Here is a 19,330-nt window from a genome sequence, read left to right on the forward strand (position 1 = left end):
GATGAGCCGTAACGCACCGCACCACTGGACGACGTCCCTGGCCGACGCCCAACCGGTCCCGTACTGGCTGGACGACCCCGGCAGGCCTCGCCCCGAACCCGCGCTCACCGGCACCGAGAGCTGCGACCTGCTGGTCGTCGGCGGCGGCTACAGCGGGCTGTGGACCGCGCTCAACGCCAAGGAGCGCGACCCCGGGCGGGACGTGGTCCTCGTCGAGGGCCGCGAGGTGGGCTGGGCCGCCTCCGGCCGCAACGGCGGCTTCTGCGCCGCCTCCCTCACCCACGGGCTGCCCAACGGGCTCACCCGCTGGCCCGGGGAGATCCACCGGCTGGAGGAGCTGGGCGCCCGCAACCTCGAAGCCATCGAGGCGGCGGTCACCCGGCACGGCATCGACTGCGACTTCGAACGCACCGGCGAGATCGACGTCGCCACCGAGCCCTACCAGGCCCGCGAACTGCGCGACCGGTACGAGGAGACGCGCCGCCACGGCCTCGCCGACGGCGTCGAGTTCCTGGACGCCGACGCCGTCCGCGCCCAGGTCGCCTCACCCACCTTCCAGGCGGGCCTGTACGACCGCGACGGCGTCGCCATGCTGAACCCGGCGAAGCTGGCCTGGGGCCTGAAGCGGGCCTGCCTGCGCCTCGGCGTCCGCCTCTACGAGCACACCCCCGCGCTCACCCTGAAGGCGTACGGCGCCGCCATGGCCGTCACCACCCCCTACGGCCGCATCCGCGCCCGCCAGGTCGCCCTCGGCACCAACGTGTTCCCCAGCCTCGTCCGCCGGGTCCGCCCCTACACCGTCCCGGTCTATGACTACGCCCTGATGACCGAGCCCCTGACGGACGCCCAACTGGCGTCGGTCGGCTGGGAGAACCGGCAGGGCCTCGGCGACAGCGCCAACCAGTTCCACTACTTCCGCCTCTCCGCCGACAACCGGATCCTCTGGGGCGGCTACGACGCGGTCTACCCCTACGGCGGCCGGGTGCGCGCCGAGTACGACCACCGGCCGGAGACCTACGCCAGGCTGGCCCGGCACTTCTTCACCTGCTTCCCGCAGTTGGAGGGCGTCCGCTTCTCGCACGCCTGGGGCGGCGCGATCGACACCTGCTCCCGCTTCTCGGCGTTCTTCGGCACCGCCCACGGCGGCCGGGTCGCCTACGCCGCGGGCTACACGGGGCTCGGCGTCGGCGCCACCCGGTTCGGCGCCGACGTGATGCTGGACCTGCTGGCGGGGGAGCGCACCGAGCGCACCGCGCTGGAGATGGTCCGCGGCAAGCCGCTGCCGTTCCCGCCGGAGCCGTTCGCCTGGACGGGTATCGCCCTCACCAAGTGGTCGCTGGCCCGCGCGGACGCCCGGCAGGGCCGCCGCAACCTCTGGCTGCGCACGATGGACCGCCTGGGCCTGGGCTTCGACAGCTGACCCATATGTGACCTACGCCACCTCTGCGGAGAACCCGCGTAATGCACCCCGCGGGGCCTCCCTCTCCCTCCCGGCGCGACCGCCGCGCCCACGGAGAGAAAGGGAGGTCCCCTATGACAGGGGCGAAGACGGCCGTCGAGTGGCTGGTGTCCGTAGCGCCGGACCCGGAGGGCTGCCGCTGGGAGTGGCAGCGCAACCCCCACGGGGTGGTGCTGCTGCCCGCGGGCCGGGCCTGGGACGTACTGATCCTGCCGGGCGACCTTGGCTACCCCACCCTCGACGTCCTCACCCGCTTCCTCGGCCAGCCGGGCCCGGTGCTCGTCGACTTCGGCGACGCCCGCATGGGCTTCTTCGTGCCGCCGGGCACCGCGGCCCGCTGGCTGGGCACCGGTATCCGCGCGGCCGGGCCGGGGACCTGGATCGTCGTGCCGTATCCCGGCCGCTCCACCGGCGGGGTGCGCTGGCTCGTCCCACCGGACGGCTCCGGCACCCTCACCGACCCCGCGCTGCTGGAGCTGGCGATGCACGAGGCGGCGGCGGGCCTGGCAACCCGCGGGGAAGGCGGCCGGGCCGAGGACGACGGAGGTCTTGACCACTAAATTGGTCTGGACCAAGCTGTGAGCGCTCAGTCCTCCATTTCCCCCATGCCCGGAGGCACTTGTGAAGCGCAGACCCCTGTTCGCCCTGCTCACGGCAACCGTCCTGGCCGTGCCCGGCCTCACCGCGCTCTCGTCGGCCGCCCGTGCGGCCGACGCGGACCTCGTCCGCAACGGCGGCTTCGAGACGGGCCTCGACGGCTGGACCTGCACGTCCGCCACCACGGTCACCTCCCCCGTCCACACCGGCACGGCGGCGCTGCGGGCCACGCCCGCGGGCAGCGACCACGCCCGGTGCGCACAGACCGTGACGGTACGCCCCGACGCCCAGTACACCCTGACCGCCCAGGTCCAGGGCGCCTACGTCTACCTCGGCGCGACCGGCACCGGCACCACCGACGTCTCCACCTGGACCCAGTCGGCCCCGTCCTGGCAGCCCCTGACGACCACCTTCCGCACCGGCCCGGCCACGACCCGGGTCACCGTCTACACCCACGGCTGGTACGGCACCGGCGCCTACCACGCCGACGACGTCTCCCTGGTCGGCCCGTCCGCCGACCCCGGCCAGCCCCCCGCCCCGCCCACCGGCCTGACCACCGGCACCGTCACGTCGACCAGCGCCGCCCTGTCCTGGTTGCCGGTCCCGGGCGCCACCGGCTACGCCGTCTACCGCGACGGCACCCGCCTGCGCACGGTCACCGGCACGTCCACGACCGTGACCGGCCTGACCCCGCAGACGTCGTACGCGTTCCAGGTGACGGCGCTGAACGACGCGGGGGAGTCCGCGCGCTCGGCGACGGTGACGGCGACGACGCCCCCGGGCCCGGGAGGCGGCGGCTCCTCGGACCTCCCGCCCCACGCCCTGGTCGGCTACCTCCACGCCAGCTTCGCCAACGGCTCCGGCTACACCCGCCTGGCCGACGTCCCCGACAGCTGGGACGTCATCGACCTCGCCTTCGGCGAGCCCACCTCGGTCACCTCCGGGGACATCCGCTTCCACCGCTGCCCGGCGACGGAGTGCCCGGGCGTGGAGAGCGACGCGGACTTCAAGGCGGCGATCCGGGCGAAGCAGGCGGCGGGCAAGAAGGTCCTGATCTCGATCGGCGGCCAGAACGGCCAGGTCCGCCTGACGACGACGGCGGCGAGGGACACCTTCGTGTCCTCGGTCTCGCACATCATCGACACCTACGGCCTGGACGGCCTGGACATCGACTTCGAGGGCCACTCCCTCTCCCTGGACGCCGACGACACCGACTTCAGGAACCCGAGGACGCCGGTGATCGTGAACCTGATAGCGGCCCTGAAGACCCTCAAGGCCAGGTACGGCGACGACTTCGTCCTGACGATGGCCCCGGAGACCTTCTTCGTCCAGCTCGGCTACCAGTACTACGGCACGGGCCCCTGGGGCGGCCAGGACCCGAGGGCGGGCGCCTACCTGCCGGTCATCCACGCCCTGCGCGACGACCTGACCCTGCTCCACGTCCAGGACTACAACTCCGGCCCGGTCATGGGCCTGGACAACCAGTACCACTCCATGGGCGGCGCGGACTTCCACATCGCGATGACCGACATGCTGCTGACGGGCTTCCCGGTGGCGGGCAACGCCGACAACGTCTTCCCGCCGCTGCGCCCCGACCAGATAGCCATCGGGATGCCCGCGACGACCAACGCGGGCAACGGCCACGTGGCCCCCGCCGAGGTGGTGAAGACCCTCGACTGCCTGACGAGGAAGCAGAACTGCGGCTCCTACGCCACCCACGGCACCTGGCCGGACCTGCGCGGCCTGATGACCTGGTCCGTCAACTGGGACCGCTTCGGAGGCTGGGAGTTCCAGCGGACGTTCGACGCGTACTTCGGCTGACGACCCCCAGGTAGCCGCAGAGCAGCACGACAGCCAGACACCAACTGCCCACGACGTCCAGGGGCCAGTGGTAGCCCTGCCGCACGAGCCCGACCCCGACCCCGAGATTGACGCCCGTACACGCTCCGACGAGCACCCGCCGACGGCCGCGCCACCAGGGCAGCACCAACAGGGCGGCGCAGCCGTAGGCGACGGCGGCGGTGGCGGTGTGCCCGGACGGATAGAACCCGTTCCCGGGCGTCACCGCCGTCCCCGGCCGGTCGAACCACTCCTTCAACGGCACGACGACGACAGGCACGAGCGCCATCATCCCCACGGCCGCACTCCCGGGCACCCACCACCGGGCGACCCCCCGCCGCCGCGCCCACCAGGCGGCCCACCCGGCCACGCCGACCAGCACGGGCCCGGCCACGTACACCGCCCCGAGGTCGGCGAAGAACTCGGCGAGCCAGCCACGCCGCACGAACCCGCGCCCGAGGCGCTCGTCGACGCCCAGCAGCGGGCCGTCGACGGCGACCTGCCAGGTGACGAGGGCGAACAGCACGGCGGCGACGCCGGTGACCCTGCGGGCCGTGACCGTCGCCCCCGGCGGTACGTCGTTCATCGCGCGTTCCTCGTCCGTCGGCGGCGCTCTCCCAGGAGGGTAGCGGCCCCCGCGGGCGTGTCCGGGCTACTCCGACCCCGTGGCCTTCAACGCCAGCCACAGCTCCATCCGTACGTCCGGGTCGTCCAGTGACCGGCCGAGGATCTCCTCCACGCGGCGCATCCGGTAGCGGAGGGTGTGGCGGTGGACGCCGAGGTCGGCGGCGGCGGCGTCCCACTGGCCGTGGCGGGAGAGCCAGGCGCGCAGGGAGGCGACGAGGTCGCCGCGGCCGGTGGCGTCGTGTTCGTGCAGGGCGCGCAGCAGGCCGTCCGCGAAGGCGCGGACCGCGTCGTCGGCGAGGAGGGGGAGGACCGAGCCCGCGGCGAGCTGTTCGTGCTCGACCAGGACGCGGCCCCGGCGGCGGGCCACCGACAGGGACTGTTCGGCCTGCTTGTAGGCGGCCGCCGCGGCGATCGGGCCGGACGGGGCGGAGAGGCCGAGGACGACGTCGTCCTCCTCGGTCGTGGCCTTGCGGGCGGCCTCCCGGTCGGCCGCGTACTCGCCGCAGGACGCCACCACCGCGCCGCCGTCCGCGGCCAGCACCACCAGGCGTTCGCCCTCGGGCACCACCAGCACCGCCTCACCGGCACGGGCCGCGGCGGCCTCCACCGCCTCGGTGAGCGTGACCAGGCCCGCCTGGGCGGCGTCGCTCTCCGCGACCATGATCCGGAAGGGCGCGTCGAGCAGTCCGCCGTACAGGTCACCGGCGACGGCGCGGGCGTGGTCCTGCTGTCCGGCGAGCAGCATCCGCAGGACCGCCGCGCCGATGCGCTGCTCGGCGGCGTGCAGGGAGCGGGAGCGTTCCGTGGTCAGGGTGAGCAGGGCGATGGCCGAGTGCACGGCGTAGCGCTCGGCCGTGCCGAGGGCGGCGGCCGTGCCGACGGCGAGCGCGGCGCGGGGGCGGCGGCCGGCGCCGAGGGAGTGGAGTTCGACGCGGTCCTCGTGGTCGGGGCCGCCGACCACGGAGGAGGCCGGGGCCGGGCGTTCACGGAGCCGTTCGACGTCGCCCGTCAGCCGTGCCGCCCTGCGGCCCGCCCACTCGGGGGCGGTGGCGACGACGGCGCCCGAGGCGTCGTACAGCGCCGCCCAGCCGTCGACCTGCGCGGCGAGCGCGGTGAGCAGGCCCTCCGGGCCCTCGGCGAGCGCCTGCCGGGTCAGTTCGCGCTGGGCGGCGAAGCCCGCGGTCACCGCCCGGTACTGGTCGGCGGCGATCGCGGCCGACACCGCCTTGCTGATGGCGAGGAAGGGGGTGCGGCGCGGTACCTCAAGGAGGGGGAGGCCCTCCGACCGGGCCGCCTCGACCAGTGCCGCCGGGATGTCCTCGTAGGTGACGCCGACCGCGAAGCCGAGGCCGACCACGCCCGCGCCCACCAGGCGCCGTACGTACCGCCGCATCGCCTCCGGGTCCTCCGCGTCCAGTTTCAGCGCGGTGATCAGCAGCAGCTCCCCGCCCTCCATGTACGGCACGGGGTCGGCCAGCTCGCTGACGTGCGCCCAGCGCACGGGCACGTCCAGACGGTCCTCGCCCGCCCGCACCGTCAGTTTGAGCGCGGAGTGGTGGACGAGGGAGGCGAGCGTGGGGGGCATGGGGCCTTCAGGTCGGAGTGATCCTTTGGCCGCCGTGTATGAACGACCTGACCCGATTCTGCCTCACCGTACGGTCCACCCGAGACCACGAACCCACCCGAGCGTCACTTACCGGCCACGGTCACACCCGGTTGTCCCGGAGATCCACCAGCAGGGGTGGGGCGTGCTCGCCCGTCACGTCGGTCAGGGAGAGCACGGCATGACCGGGCGGCACCTCGTGGGCCAACTGGGACGCCGTCCACCGTTCCCGTTCCTCCTGGCGCACCGTCACCGCTTCTGTCGTCACGGCCTGGCCCGTCACCTTCTTGCGCAAGGCGTGCAGCATCCGCGTCATCGGCTGGTCGGCGAAGACCGTGTGCTGTGCGATCTCCGTCGTCTCCACCCACTCGGTGCCCCACGCCTGCGCGAACCGGCTGCCGTCCCAGGTGGTGACGCCGGAGAAGGCCATACGGCAGCCCACGGCCGCGAAGAGCGGCCCATGCAGCGACTCGGGGATGTCGCCGATGCTGCGCAGGGTGAGCAGCACCCCGGCGTTCTGCGAGCGCAGCCGCTGGATGCGGCGCACCGACTCCGCGGTGACCGCGCCTGTGGCGTCGTCGAGGACGAGACCGGCGAAGTGCGCGCGCCGACCTGCCCGCACCACGGACTGGAACTGTGCGAGCACCAGCCGGGTCACCAGTCGGCCGACCTCCTCATGACCGTGCTCGGGCAGGTCGACGCGGACCCGCAGGGGATGGTGGGCGATCGCCCGCAGGGAGAACGGCCGACTCGAACCACCGCCGCCGAAGAAGGCGGCGAAGGCCGGACGGTTCAGCAGCGCCAGCCGGTCGGCCAACGCGCGACCCACGTCACCCGGGGTGCTCAGTTGCCGGACGCGTCCTTCCAATTCACGTCGCATGACCTCGTCCCCGCTGGCCGCCAGGGCTGTCCGTAGCAGGGTGAGCGCCCCCTCCTCCCCCTCCAGCAGGTCGTGCAGCTCCAGCAGGGACGGGAAGCGGCCGTGCACCGAGTGGAAGGGGCCGAGGAACTGGGCCAGCGCGGTCGCCGCCCCCTGTCCGCTGACTCGGTCGAGGTCACCCACCAGCGCTTCGGCGAGGATCGCCGCCGCCTCGTCGGGGTCGTCGGACTCGGCGTACGGGTCGAGGTCGTACGCGGAGGACGGGTCTCCCATCCGCACGATCACGTCGAAGGCGTCGTCCGCACCGAGCGGCCGTCCGGCCGACGAGACCGCCACGACCGCACAGCACCCGGTGAGCGCCTGGAGCGCGAGAGCCTCGGTCACCGGTTCCACGAGCGTGCGGGTCTTGCCGGAGCCGGACGGACCGATGGCGAGCAACGAGGTGCCGAGCGCCTCCGTGCCGAGGGCCGCCCCGGCGGCGTGATACGGCCTCGGGGTCTTCTCGGAGGCCACCCAGCGGCCGATGCGCACCTGCCCGGCGAGCAGGTCGTGGCAGGCGACGCGGCGACGCAGGTCCCGGGCGCCGGACGGGTGGCTCCAGGACGCGCCGCCGTCCCGCAGGACGGTGGCGCGGAAGGTGTCGAGCGTGCCGTCGCGCCGCGCTCGGTCGAAAGCGTGCTCGACCCGCGTGCAGTCCACGTCGTTCATCCGACCCCCGGCGACCTCGGCGGTCAGCGTCTCGGCCGCCTGGTGCTCACCGCAGTCGCGGAGGGCGGGCCACTGGGAGCGGGGGCGGACGGGCGCGGGGAGGCCGGGCTCGCCGGTGCCACGGCGCGTCGCCCGTCGTTGGCTCAGATAGGGCAACCAGTCCCCGAGGCGGGCGAACGGCCAGAGCACGAGGAGCGTGACGACCGTGTACAGCGAGTACGTGTACACGAGCGAGGTCATCCAGGAGTAGCTGTCGGTGATCAGCACGGTCAGGGAGAGCAGCGGCGCGATGACGGGCAGACGGGGCCAGTCGATGACCGGAAAGGCGTCGGGGAAGACGAAGCTGAGGGCTACGAGGGCGAGCAACGCGGCGACCAGGGCGCGGATCGGCTGCGGTCGGCGACTCACGTAGTAGCGCGCGATCCGGGGCCAGCTGCCCAGTACCGACACCGCGAAGACGAGCCCTGCGAAGGCGATGCCGTCCTGGACCGTCATGGCATGCCAGCCCGGGGATACCGTCCGGCCCTCCACCGGCTTCGGGTCGTTCACTGTGCCCGCCCACCACCAGTCGTCCGGCGTGAACATACGCAGGAGCGTGGCCTGGTAGGGGAAGACGCCACGGCGCCAGTACGACCACACGGCGATAGCCAGGGCGAGGGGGATCAACATGCCCGCGACGGTGACGGGTGCGATCTTGGGCGTGGGCTTCCTCGGCGCCTGATACCCGAACCGCCAGATTCCGGGCTTGGCGGCTGGCCGGTCCGCGTCGAGCCAGGCAGTCGTGGCGGAGGTGGCGTGGGACACCTGCGGGGGCACCGGCGACGCGCTGGGCACCCTCGTTGGCGGCACCGTGGGCGGCACCGTGGGCGGCATCGGCGGCACCGCGGGCCGCTGCACAGGGTGCGCTGGGGTGCCGTGCCCGTCCCGCTCGCCGTCGCCGTTCATCGCCCTGCCCCCTGGCCAGCCGTTCCGTCCACCGTCAGCGGCCAATCTAACGTCCCCGCAGGGTGAGTTCACCGGCACTCGCCGCGACGCGTCGTCCGCTGCCCGCGCTCGCTATGTCCACCACGGACAACCCACCCCCCAGACAACACCCAGATGGAGCATCCCCACCCCCCACCGCCCGCCCTAACCTGCGGAAAGAGGAAGCAAGCGTCCGTAACACCCCCAGGAGCCCCGCATGACCGCACTTCCGCAGGAGCGCCGCGTCGTCACCGCCATCCCCGGGCCGAAGTCGCAGGAGCTGCAGGCCCGCCGTACCGCCGCGGTCGCCCAGGGCGTGGGCTCCGTGCTGCCGGTGTTCGCCGCGCGCGCGGGCGGCGGCATCGTCGAGGACGTCGACGGCAACCGGTTCATCGACTTCGGCTCCGGCATCGCCGTGACCTCCGTCGGCGCCTCCGCCGAGGCCGTCGTACGCCGCGCCGCCGCGCAGCTCGCCGACTTCACCCACACCTGCTTCATGGTCACGCCGTACGAGGGGTACGTGGCGGTCGCGGAGGCGCTGGCCGAGCTGACGCCGGGTGACCACGCCAAGAAGTCCGCGCTGTTCAACAGCGGTGCCGAGGCCGTCGAGAACGCCGTCAAGATCGCCCGCGCCTACACCAGGCGCCAGGCGGTCGTCGTCTTCGACCACGGCTACCACGGCCGCACCAACCTCACCATGGCACTCACGGCGAAGAACATGCCGTACAAGCACGGCTTCGGCCCGTTCGCGCCCGAGGTGTACCGCGTCCCCGTCGCCTACGGCTACCGCTGGCCGACCGGCCCGGAGAACGCCGGACCCGAGGCCGCCGCGCAGGCCATCGACCAGATCAGCAAGCAGGTCGGCGCCGAGAACGTCGCCGCGGTCATCATCGAGCCGGTGCTCGGCGAGGGCGGCTTCATCGAGCCGGCGAAGGGCTTCCTGCCCGCGATCCGCGAGTTCGCCTCCGCCCACGGCATCGTCTTCGTCGCCGACGAGATCCAGTCCGGCTTCTGCCGCACCGGCCAGTGGTTCGCCTGCGAGGACGAGGGCGTCGTCCCGGACCTGATCACCACCGCGAAGGGCATCGCGGGCGGGCTGCCGCTCGCCGCCGTCACCGGCCGCGCCGAGATCATGGACGCCGCCCACTCCGGCGGCCTCGGCGGTACCTACGGCGGGAACCCGGTCGCCTGCGCCGGTGCGCTCGGCGCCATCGAGACGATGCGGGAACTGGACCTCAACGCCAGGGCCCGGGCCATCGAGGCGACGATGAAGGCCCGGCTCACCGCCATGGCCGAGAAGTACGACGTCATCGGGGACATCCGCGGGCGCGGCGCGATGATCGCCATCGAGCTGGTCAAGGACCGCGCCACCAAGGAGCCCGCCGCCGAGACGACCGCCGCCCTCGCCAAGGCGTGCCACGCCGAGGGCCTGCTGGTCCTCACCTGTGGCACGTACGGCAACGTGCTGCGCTTCCTGCCCCCGCTGGTGATCGGCGAGGACCTGCTCAACGAGGGCCTCGACATCCTGGAGGAGGCGCTCGCCCGCGTCTGAGCAGGCGCGTTCCTTGCGGAGCGTGTGAAGAACGTGTGCGGGGTAGATGGCAGGACGCCGATCCGGCTGTGCTGGGTCCACCCCCTGCCGTAGGTTCTTCCCAGATGAGAGATACACCCGCTCACGGGGCACCGTGAGCGGCATCAGGCCGGGGCCTCCCCAGCTTCGACCTGGTCGTGCCTCGCGCACACAACCGGGGCTGTCGGCTCCGGGTCTCCTCACCGATCGGACAGTCGCCCGCCCCAGACCCCCCGGGGCGCGCGGCGCTCCGATCCGGACGGCCGCCTCGGCGCCGCCCACTGAAGGGCCAGCGCAAACCCCCCTTGCGCTGGCCCTTCAGGAGTTTTCGCCCCCCCTCGGAAAGAGCGCCGATCCGGCGTGCTCCCGCCCCCCACTGCTACGGATCGGACAACCGACGCCCTCGCCCGCCGCGCCTACCGTGGGACCAGCACAGCAGCACTCCTCCAACGCGGAAGGGCCGGGATCCCATGACCTCCACCCACGCCTTCTGGCTCGCCGGGCGCCAGGCCACCGGCGAGGACAGCATCGATGTCACCTCCCCGTGGGACGGCCGCCTCGTCGGCACGGTCAGTGTGCCGACGGACGCCCAGGTGGAGGAGGCGGTGGCCGCCGCGTACGCCGTCCGGGACGCGTTCGCCGCGACGCCCGCGCATGTGCGTGCCGCGGCCCTCGACCACGTGAGCCGCCGGTTGGCGGAGCGGACCGAGGAGATCGCGCGGCTGATCTCGGCGGAGAACGGCAAGCCGGTCAAGTGGGCGCGCGGTGAGGTCGGCCGGGCGGTGTCCGTGTTCCGGTTCGCGGCGGAGGAGGCCCGCCGCTTCAACGGCGGCGAGGCGCAGCGCCTGGACACCGACCCCGGCGGCCAGGGACGGCTCGCCCTCACCCGGCGCTTCCCGAAGGGCGTCGTCCTCGGCATCGCGCCGTTCAACTTCCCGCTCAACCTGTGCGCCCACAAGGTCGCCCCGGCGATCGCCGCCGGAGCCCCGATCATCCTGAAGCCCGCCCCGGCCACTCCGCTGTCCGGCCTGCTCATCGGTGAACTGCTCGCCGAGACCGAGCTGCCCGCCGGGTCCTGGAGCGTCCTGCCGGTCTCCAACGAGCGGATGCCCGCCCTCGTCCAGGACGAGCGGCTGCCGGTGATCTCCTTCACCGGCTCCGAGAAGGTCGGCTACGCGATCATGGACTCGGTGCCGCGCAAGCACTGCACCCTGGAGCTGGGCGGCAACGGCGCGGCGGTCGTCCTCGCCGACTACGCCAGCGACGCCGACCTGGACTGGGCGGCGCGGCGCATCGCCACTTTCTCCAACTACCAGGGCGGCCAGTCCTGCATCTCCGTGCAGCGGGTCATCGCCGACGCGTCCGTGTACGACCGGCTGCTGCCGCGGATCGTCGCCGCCGTCGAGGCCCAGGTCACCGGCGACCCGAACGACGACGCCACCGACGTCGGCCCGCTGGTCAGCGAGGACGCCGCCCGGCGCGTCGAGGCGTGGGTCCAGGAGGCCGTGGACGCGGGCGCCACGCTGCACACGGGCGGCAAGCGCGACGGCGCCTCGTACGCGCCGACCGTGCTGACCGGCCTGCCCGCCGGTACCACCCTCGCCTGCGAGGAGGTCTTCGGGCCGGTCCTCAGCGTGCAGCGGGTGGACGGCGAGGAGGCCGCGTTCGCCGCCGCCAACGACTCCAGGTACGGGCTCCAGGCGGGCGTCTTCACCCACGACCTCCAAGCCGCCTTCCGCGCCCACCGCGCCCTTGAGGTCGGCGGTGTCGTCATCGGCGACGTCCCGTCCTACCGGGCCGACCAGATGCCGTACGGCGGCGCCAAGCAGTCCGGCGTCGGCCGCGAGGGCGTGCGGTTCGCGATGGACGACTACACCTACGAGCGGGTGCTGGTGCTCACCGGTCTCGCGCTCTGACCCCGACGGACGGGTGAGGGGCCCGGCACCGGCGTACGCGCGGTGCCGGGCCCCTCGGCGTCGGCCTGACTCCGGACCCTCAGCCGGAGAAGCCGACGTGCGCGAGCCGCAGCGGGCCGCGCAGTCTGAGGCGCACGTCGTGGACGCCCTCGGCCGTGAAGGCGGCGGTGAGCGTGGTGTAGTCGTACGGGCCGGAGGTCGGGGCGGCCGTGAGGGAGGCCCAGGGGCCGGAGCCGTCGAGGGCCACCCGCGCCTCGCCCCCGCCCGCCACCGTCAGCGTCAGCGCCGTGACGCCGTCGCCGAAGTCGCAGTCCCGGTAGAGCAGTTCGGCGGTGCCGTCACCCGCCGGGGTCACCGCGTCGCCGGACACCTTGGTGCGGTCGACGATCTCGACGCCGCTCTGCTCGTCGAAGTCGGCGGCGGACAGGCCCCGTTCCCGGACCGGGCGGGGGGCGCCCGGATCGCCGTCCAGGGTCACCGCCATCCGCAGGCGGACGTCCTCGCTGGAGGCGCCGACCAGGAGGTCGTGGGGGCCGGGCGCGAGGCGCCAGCGGGAGTGGGCGACGTCCCAGAACGCGAGGGCCGCCAGCGGGACGTCGAAGGTCACCTTCCGCGTCTCGCCCGGGGACAGGGCCACCCTCTCGTGGGCCAGGAGTTCCCGGCGCGGGCGGGGGGTCGGTGACGCCGCCGCGGCCCGGGCGTACAGCTGCGTCACCTCCGCCGCCGGTCGGTCGCCCGCGTTGGTGACCGTGAAGGCCACCCGCACCGAGTCGCCCTCCACCTCCGCCCCCGCGTCGGCGTACCCGAAGGGCACGTACGACAGTCCGTGGCCGAAGGGGTACAGCGGGGTGCCCTCGAAGTACAGGTACGTCTGGCGGGAGCCGATGATGTCGTAGTCGAGGAGGTCGGGCAGGTCGCCGTCGTCCGCGTACCAGGTCTGCGGGAGGCGGCCGGACGGGGAGACGTCACCGGCGAGGACCCGGGCGAGGGCGGTGCCCGCGGCCTGGCCGCCGTGGGCGGTCCACAGGACCGCCGGGAACGGGGCCGGGTCCAGGGCGTAGGGGTAGGCGGAGACCAGGGTCAGGACCGTGTGGGGGTTGGCGGTCCGGGCGGCGTCCAGCAGGCGCTGCTGGTGCGGGGGCAGCCGCAGGCTGGCGCGGTCCTCCGTCTCGCGCCCGTTGAGGTGCGGGTCGTTGCCCGCGACCACCACGACCACGTCGGCGTCCGCCGCGGCCCGGGCGACCGCGTCCTCGCCGCGCTCGGCGACCACCAGCTCGAAGACCGCCGGGTCCGCCTCGGCAACCTTCACGCCGTCGGCGGCGACCTGGACGTGGTGGCCCGTGCCGAGATGCCTGAGGAGGTGGCCGTCCCCGTGGGGTTCCAGGCGGAACGTCTCCCGCACCACCCAGCCGCCGGGCTGGTCGGCGGAGGCGCGGACGTAGCCGTCCTCGGCGACCGAGAGGTAGCGGCCGTCGGGGGCGCGCAGGGTGAGGACGCCGCCGTCCCAGTCGATCAGGGCCAGCTCGGTGCCGACCGGGTCGTGGGTCAGCGGGGGCAGGTCGGTGCGGCCCGCGACCAGCGCCGGGTCGAGGGCGGCCACGGCGTCCGGCGGGGCGTCCGTCGCGTCCCCCGCGGGGACGTGCAGGTAGGTGCCGTCCGGGGTGCGCAGGCGGACCCGGTCCACGCCCTCCGCGAACGTGACGTGGTCGGTGCCGAAGCGCTCGTGGACACCCTCCAGCGGCGTGCTGCGGTGCAGCAGGGAGCCGCTGTACCAGTCGAGTTTGCACTCGTCGGCGAGGAGTCCGACCACCGCGACGCGGGTGCCGGGGGCCAGCGGCAGCAGGCCGTCGTTCTTCAGCAGGACGATCGCCTGTTCCGCCGTCTCCAGGGCGAGGGCGCGGTGTTCGGGGGTGTCGAAGGCGCCGGGCTCGTCGTGGTCGTCGAACTCGCCGAGGCGGAAGCGGACGGAGAGCTGGTGGCGGACGGCGGTGTCCAGGTCCGCCTCGGTGAGCAGACCGCGCTCCAGGGCGCCGCGCACCCGGGCGACGATCTTCGAGCTGTCCGTGCCGTGGTCGGTGAAGCTGTCGACGCCCGCGAGCAGCGCGGCGGCGGTGGCCTCCTCGTGGGTGTCGAAGTAGTGCTCGGAGTCGGCCAGGTTGGACGGCGCGCCGGCGTCGGAGCAGACCAGCAGGGACTCGTCGGTCCAGGTGCGCAGGTGCTCGCGCAGGTACGGGGAGAGGTGGTTGGGGCGGCCGTTGACCAGGTTGTACGCGGGCATCACCCCGGCGACCGCGCCCGCCTCGACCGTCTCGCGGAAGGCCCGCAGGTCGTACTCGCGCAGGACGCGGGGGCGGACCGAGGCGGAGGAGGTGTCGCGGTCGGTCTCGTTGTTGTGGGCGAGCCAGTGCTTCAGGACGGGCGCGGTGCGCCAATACGTCGGATGATCACCGCGCAGGCCCCGGGTGTACGCCGTCGCGATCGCCGACGTCAGCTTCGGGTCCTCGGAGTAGCCCTCCTCGTTGCGGCCCCACAGCGGGTGCCGGAGGAGGTTGACGGTCGGGGACCAGACGTTCAGGCCCACGCGGTCGTCGTGGGCGCGCATCGCGCGGGCCTCCTTCGACACGGCGTCGCCGACCCGGCGCACGAGGTCCGGGTTCCAGGTCGCGCCCAGGCCCACCGCCTGCGGGAACACCGTCGCGGGGCCCATCCACGCCACGCCGTGCAGGGCCTCCTGCCCGGTGCGGAACGCGGCGACGCCGAGCCGCTCGACGGCCGGGGCGAACTGGTGCAGGAAGGACACCTTCTCGTCGAGGGTGAGCCGCGACAGCAGGTCGTCGACGCGCTTCGCGAACGGCAGGGTCCGGTCACGGAAAGGGTGGCTGGGCGGCGGCGTGGACGGCGGTTCAGCGGTCACGTGGGATTCCCCTTGTGGTGGAGCGGCGAGACGCTTTCGAAGCGCTTCGATGCTGGTTCGACGGAAGGGTGGGTGTCAAGTCATCCCGTCGCAACAACTCTGTGTCCGCACCGTCATTCAAAGGCCCGCGCGAGCCCTACCGGATCGGCGTGCGTGCCGCCAAACCTCCGAGGAATCTCGCGATCGACCCTTGTGCACCCCTCGGCGTTCACTTAACCTCGCAGCAACATCGAAGCGCTTCGACAGAGTTCCGCGGAGTTCGCAGAAGATTCGGCAGAGTTCTCCGACAGTCGCTTCGGATCGGCCAGTTCCACTGAAGACACCTCAGCCGACGGCTCCACCGCCGGGTGTCCCGGTGCGCCACGAAGGGTTGACGCAATGACGCCGAACGCCGCTTCCGCCTCCTCCGCTCCCAGCCGGAGAAGCTTCCTCGCCTCCACGGCGGTCGCCGCCGTCGCGGTCGGCGGGGGAGTTCCGCTGCTCGCCGCCTGCGGCGGTTCGGACAGCGGTTCGCGAGAGGGGACCACCTCGGGCAAGGACGCGAAGAAGATCCTGCCCGCCTTCGTGGCCAGCAACGTGGTCGCGCCCGACATCCCCGCGAAGAACGGCTCGGCGGCCGGGTTCACCCGCAAGCTCGCCATCGCCGACCTGAGGACCTCGGTGCCGGAGAAGCTCGGCAAGGGCGGCAAGGTGACGATCATGTCGCCGTTCTGGGGTTCGCCGCCCAAGAGCGACAACGCCTACTACCGGGCGATGAACGACCTGATCGGCACCGACGTCCACTGGCAGAACCAGGACGGCAACACCTACGAGCAGAAGCTCGGCGCGGTGCTCGCCTCCAGCGACGTCCCGGACGTGGTGGTCGTCCCCAGCTGGAACCTCAACGGCCGCATACCCAGCGCCGTCATCAGCAAGTTCGCCGACCTCGGCCCCTACCTGTCCGGCGACGCGGTCAAGGAGTTCCCGAACCTCGCGGCGATCCCCACGGACGCCTGGCAGCGCTCCATCTTCGGCGGCGCGCTGCGCGGCCTGCCGATGCCGCAGCCGATCGTCACCGGCATCGTCCCGCTCTACCGCCAGGACATCTTCGAGAAGGAGGGGTACGACGTCCCCACCTCCGCCGACGCGTTCATGGCCTGGGCGAAGGACGCCACCAACGCCCGCGCCAAGCGCTGGGCGTGCATGGACATGAAGTGGACGGCCTTCCAGGCGTTCGGCGTCCTGTCCGGCAACGAGAAGCCGCTCGGCTGGAACCTCGTGGACGGCAAGCTGGTCAACCGCGTCGAGACCGAGGAGTTCCTGGAGGCGCTGGAGTGGACCCGCAAGCTCTTCGCCGCCGGTGTCGTCCACCCCGACGCCGAACTGGGCAAGAGCCAGGCCACCGACCCCGGCCCGAAGTTCGCCAAGGGCGAGTTCCTCGTCTACGCCAACAACATGAGCCAGTGGTGGAGCCGCACCGCCGAGCAGGCCACCCAGAACCCCGACTTCAGGGTCTGGGGCATGGACATCTTCGCCCATGACGGCGGCGACCCGCGGCTGTGGGCCGAACAGCCCGCCGGTATCTGGGCCTTCGTCAACAGGAAGGCGTCCGAGTCGGTCATCCGGGAGGTGCTCGCCGTCGCCAACGTCACCGCGGCGCCGTACGGCACCAAGGAGTACATGATGACCAACTACGGCGTGGAGGGCACCCACTACACCGTCAAGGACGGCGTCCCCACCAAGACCGACCAGGGCAACCTCGACGTGCTGAACGCCTACGTCATGGTGGCGAGCCCGGCCCCGACCGTCGCCCACCCCGACTTCCCCGCGGTGGCCAAGGGCCAGGTCGAGTGGCAGCAGCGGATGGGCGCCTTCACCAGGAAGACCCCGTTCTTCGGAATGCAGATCACCGAGCCCAGCCGGTACGCCAACCTCTCCTCCGACTTCGAGCAGCTGGAGGACGACATCACCCGCGGCCGCAGGAAGATCAGCGACATGCAGCAGGCCGTCTCCGACTGGAAGAGCAAGGGTGGCGACAAGCTCCGCGACTGGTACCAGAAGATCCTCGACGAGAACGGCTCCGCGGCCAACTGACCGGCATCGAGGCGAGGCAAGGAGAACGGCCGTGTCCCACAGCACGGTGCCTCGGAGCAGGTCCGAGGCCGAGACGACGCAGCAGAACCCGGGGGCGTCCGAGGGTGCCCCCGGCCCGGGGGCGCGACCACCCGCGGCCAGGCTCAGCCTGCGGCACCGGTTCCGGCGCGACCGCGTGCTGCTGCTGATGACCCTGCCGGCCGTCGTCCTGCTCCTGCTCTTCAACTACGTGCCGATCCTCGGCAACGTCGTCGCCTTCCAGGACTACGACCCGTACATCAGCGACAACGGCGTCGTCTCCATGCTGCACAGCCTCTGGGTGGGCGGGGAGAACTTCGAGCGGATCTTCGAGGACTCCGCGTTCTGGCAGGCCGTGCGGAACACACTGGTCCTTTTCTTCCTCCAGCTCGTGCTGTTCTTCCCCGTCCCCGTCCTGCTCGCGCTGCTCATCAACAGCGTGGTCAGGCCCCGGGTGCGGGCCGTCGCCCAGGCCGTGCTGTACCTGCCGCACTTCTTCTCCTGGGTGCTGGTCATCGCCGTCTTCCAGCAGATGTTCGGCGGCGCGGGGATGCTCTCCCAACTGCTCAGGGAGAACGGCTACGACGGCCTCGACATCATGACCAACCCGGACACCTTCCCCTTCCTGCTCACCGCGCAGAGCGTCTGGAAGGACGCCGGGTGGGGGATCATCGTCTTCCTCGCCGCGCTGGCCTCGGTCAGCCCCGACCTGTACGAGGCCGCCGCGATGGACGGCGCCGGGCGCTGGCGCCGGATGTGGCACGTCACCCTGCCCGCGCTGCGGCCGGTGATCGCCCTGCTGCTGGTGCTGCGCGTCGGGGACGCCCTCACCGTCGGCTTCGAACAGATCCTGTTGCAACGGGACGCCGTCGGACCGGGCGCCGCGGAGGTCCTCGACACCTTCGTGTGGTGGAACGGCGTCCGCAACCAGGACTTCGGCTACGCGGCGGCGGCCGGACTGGTCAAGGGCGTCATCAGCATCGGCCTCGTCCTGGCCGCGAACAAGGTGGCCCATCTGATGGGCGAGCAGGGGGTGTACAAGAAGTGACCACCGTGACCGAAAGACCCGCGCGCCGACCTTCCCGCTGGGCCGCGCCGCCCCGCCCGGTCTGGGAGGAGCCGCCCGGGAAGCCGGGGCTCGCGGCCAAGGGCCTCGTCCTCGGCCTCGCCTGCCTGGCCATCCTGTTCCCGCTGTGGATCGTCGTCGTCACCTCGCTGTCCCCCCGGCAGACCATCGACGAGGCGGGCGGCCTGGTGATGGTGCCCAAGGACATCACCTTCGTGGCGTACCAGGAACTGCTCAGCGGCGGCCAGGTCACCCACGCGGCGATCGTCAGCGTGCTGGTCACGGTCGTCGGTACGGCGTTCTCCATGACGGTGTCCGTGCTGTGCGCCTACGGGCTGTCCCGCACCGGGTCGCTGGGCCACCGCTGGATCCTGATGACGTTGCTGGCGACGATGTTCTTCAGCGCCGGTCTCATCCCGACGTACCTGCTGGTGCAGACGCTCGGGCTGACGGACAGCTATCTCGCGCTGATCCTGCCGAGCGCGATCAGCGTCTTCAACATCCTGGTGCTGCGCGGGTTCTTCATGGGCATCTCGTCGGAACTGACCGACAGCGCGCGGATCGACGGCGCGGGGGACTTCCGGATCCTGTGGCAGATCGTCCTGCCGCTGTCCCGCGCGGTGATCGCGGTGATCACGCTCTTCTACGCGGTCGGGTACTGGAGCGCCTGGTTCAACGCGTCGCTGTACCTGAACGACCAGGAGATGATGCCGCTCCAGAACGTCATGATCCAGCTGGTGCAGAAGCAGGAGGCGCCGGTGGGGCTCGGGCAGGCGATCAAGACGGGGCAGTTGTCGGGGCTGGCGGTGCAGATGGCCGTGATGGTGATGGCGTTGTTGCCGGTGGCGGTGCTGTCGCCGTTCGTGCAGCGGCACTTCAAGAAGGGGATGTTGACGGGGGCGGTCAAGGGCTGACTTCGGCCGTGGGCTCGTTGCGGCCCGTCGCGCCCACGCGGCGGAGCCGCGTATCGACACGGTCCCGCGCTCCTGACTCATTCCACTCCCTCCCAGTTATCAGGCGAGGTATGTCATGCACACGCTCAAACCGGCGCGAGGCACCGTTCTGGCCGGAGCCGCCGCCGTTTCCGCGCTGCCGCT

12 protein-coding genes are annotated in these 19,330 nt (G+C 72.4%); 8 read left to right on the forward strand and 4 right to left on the reverse strand.

Annotated elements, in window-relative coordinates; all coding sequences use genetic code 11:
* The first annotated feature begins 1 nt into the window (after position 1).
* The 3 genes from ABZ659_RS01120 to ABZ659_RS01130 all read left to right on the forward strand — a co-directional run bounded on the left by ABZ659_RS01120 (position 2) and on the right by ABZ659_RS01130 (position 3,877).
* A complete protein-coding gene (locus ABZ659_RS01120; protein WP_360212128.1) occupies positions 2-1,420 on the forward strand; it encodes an FAD-dependent oxidoreductase in 1,419 nt (472 codons plus the stop codon).
* Positions 1,421-1,533: 113 nt separating this feature from the next.
* Positions 1,534-2,019 carry a hypothetical protein gene (locus tag ABZ659_RS01125; RefSeq protein ID WP_360212130.1) on the forward strand — a complete coding sequence of 162 codons (486 nt, stop codon included), beginning with the start codon at positions 1,534-1,536 and terminating at the stop codon, positions 2,017-2,019.
* A 61-nt stretch (positions 2,020-2,080) separates the two neighbouring features.
* Positions 2,081-3,877 (forward strand): glycoside hydrolase family 18 protein, encoded by a 1,797-nt coding sequence (locus tag ABZ659_RS01130; protein WP_360212132.1) that lies wholly within the window; start codon positions 2,081-2,083, stop codon positions 3,875-3,877.
* On the opposite strand, the gene ABZ659_RS01135 is transcribed toward ABZ659_RS01130, so the two are convergent.
* The 3 genes from ABZ659_RS01135 to ABZ659_RS01145 all read right to left on the reverse strand — a co-directional run bounded on the left by ABZ659_RS01135 (position 3,816) and on the right by ABZ659_RS01145 (position 8,658).
* On the reverse strand, positions 3,816-4,481 hold the full coding sequence (locus ABZ659_RS01135; protein ID WP_360212134.1) for a phosphatase PAP2 family protein: 666 nt from the start codon (positions 4,479-4,481) through the stop codon (positions 3,816-3,818). The two genes, ABZ659_RS01130 and ABZ659_RS01135, sit on opposite strands and share 62 nt — an antisense overlap.
* A gap of 66 nt (positions 4,482-4,547) precedes the next feature.
* Complete coding sequence (locus ABZ659_RS01140) at positions 4,548-6,107, reverse strand: PucR family transcriptional regulator (protein ID WP_360212136.1); 1,560 nt, start codon at positions 6,105-6,107, stop codon at positions 4,548-4,550.
* A 121-nt stretch (positions 6,108-6,228) separates the two neighbouring features.
* On the reverse strand, positions 6,229-8,658 hold the full coding sequence (locus tag ABZ659_RS01145) for an ATP/GTP-binding protein (protein ID WP_360212138.1): 2,430 nt from the start codon (positions 8,656-8,658) through the stop codon (positions 6,229-6,231).
* Between the two features lie 235 nt (positions 8,659-8,893).
* On the opposite strand from ABZ659_RS01145, the gene gabT reads away from it, so the two are divergent.
* Both gabT and ABZ659_RS01155 read left to right on the forward strand, forming a co-directional pair.
* Positions 8,894-10,228: a 4-aminobutyrate--2-oxoglutarate transaminase gene (gene gabT, locus ABZ659_RS01150; RefSeq protein ID WP_360212140.1), complete on the forward strand. Its 1,335-nt coding sequence runs from the start codon at positions 8,894-8,896 to the stop codon at positions 10,226-10,228.
* 488 nt (positions 10,229-10,716) lie between these two features.
* Positions 10,717-12,162 (forward strand): aldehyde dehydrogenase family protein, encoded by a 1,446-nt coding sequence (locus ABZ659_RS01155; RefSeq protein WP_360212142.1) that lies wholly within the window; start codon positions 10,717-10,719, stop codon positions 12,160-12,162.
* A gap of 79 nt (positions 12,163-12,241) precedes the next feature.
* Here the strand turns inward: ABZ659_RS01155 and ABZ659_RS01160 are convergent, their stop codons facing one another.
* Entirely contained in the window at positions 12,242-15,076 is a 2,835-nt protein-coding gene (locus ABZ659_RS01160; RefSeq protein WP_360212144.1) for a glycoside hydrolase family 3 C-terminal domain-containing protein, read from the reverse strand.
* Positions 15,077-15,454: 378 nt separating this feature from the next.
* Between ABZ659_RS01160 and ABZ659_RS01165 the strand changes: the two genes are divergently transcribed.
* From ABZ659_RS01165 to ABZ659_RS01175, 3 genes are read left to right on the forward strand one after another with little or no spacing between them, the layout of a single operon-like run.
* Positions 15,455-17,149: an extracellular solute-binding protein gene (locus tag ABZ659_RS01165; RefSeq protein ID WP_360212146.1), complete on the forward strand. Its 1,695-nt coding sequence runs from the start codon at positions 15,455-15,457 to the stop codon at positions 17,147-17,149.
* 31 nt (positions 17,150-17,180) lie between these two features.
* Positions 17,181-18,215 (forward strand): ABC transporter permease subunit, encoded by a 1,035-nt coding sequence (locus ABZ659_RS01170; protein ID WP_360212148.1) that lies wholly within the window; start codon positions 17,181-17,183, stop codon positions 18,213-18,215.
* Positions 18,212-19,147 carry a carbohydrate ABC transporter permease gene (locus ABZ659_RS01175; RefSeq protein ID WP_360212150.1) on the forward strand — a complete coding sequence of 312 codons (936 nt, stop codon included), beginning with the start codon at positions 18,212-18,214 and terminating at the stop codon, positions 19,145-19,147. The genes ABZ659_RS01170 and ABZ659_RS01175 overlap by 4 nt, the downstream gene beginning before the upstream one ends.
* Positions 19,148-19,330 lie beyond the last annotated feature (183 nt).

It is taken from the genome of Streptomyces sp. NPDC006997 (genome assembly GCF_040635175.1).
Lineage (GTDB): Bacteria > Actinomycetota > Actinomycetes > Streptomycetales > Streptomycetaceae > Streptomyces.

Coding starts and splice junctions, on each gene's coding strand:
- ABZ659_RS01120 (WP_360212128.1), top strand. CDS start 2: ATGAGCCGTAACGCACCGCACCACTGGACGACGTCCCTGGCCGACGCC.
- ABZ659_RS01125 (WP_360212130.1), top strand. CDS start 1,534: ATGACAGGGGCGAAGACGGCCGTCGAGTGGCTGGTGTCCGTAGCGCCG.
- ABZ659_RS01135 (WP_360212134.1), bottom strand. CDS start 4,481: ATGAACGACGTACCGCCGGGGGCGACGGTCACGGCCCGCAGGGTCACC.
- ABZ659_RS01140 (WP_360212136.1), bottom strand. CDS start 6,107: ATGCCCCCCACGCTCGCCTCCCTCGTCCACCACTCCGCGCTCAAACTG.
- ABZ659_RS01145 (WP_360212138.1), bottom strand. CDS start 8,658: ATGAACGGCGACGGCGAGCGGGACGGGCACGGCACCCCAGCGCACCCT.
- gabT (WP_360212140.1), top strand. CDS start 8,894: ATGACCGCACTTCCGCAGGAGCGCCGCGTCGTCACCGCCATCCCCGGG.
- ABZ659_RS01155 (WP_360212142.1), top strand. CDS start 10,717: ATGACCTCCACCCACGCCTTCTGGCTCGCCGGGCGCCAGGCCACCGGC.
- ABZ659_RS01165 (WP_360212146.1), top strand. CDS start 15,455: ATGACGCCGAACGCCGCTTCCGCCTCCTCCGCTCCCAGCCGGAGAAGC.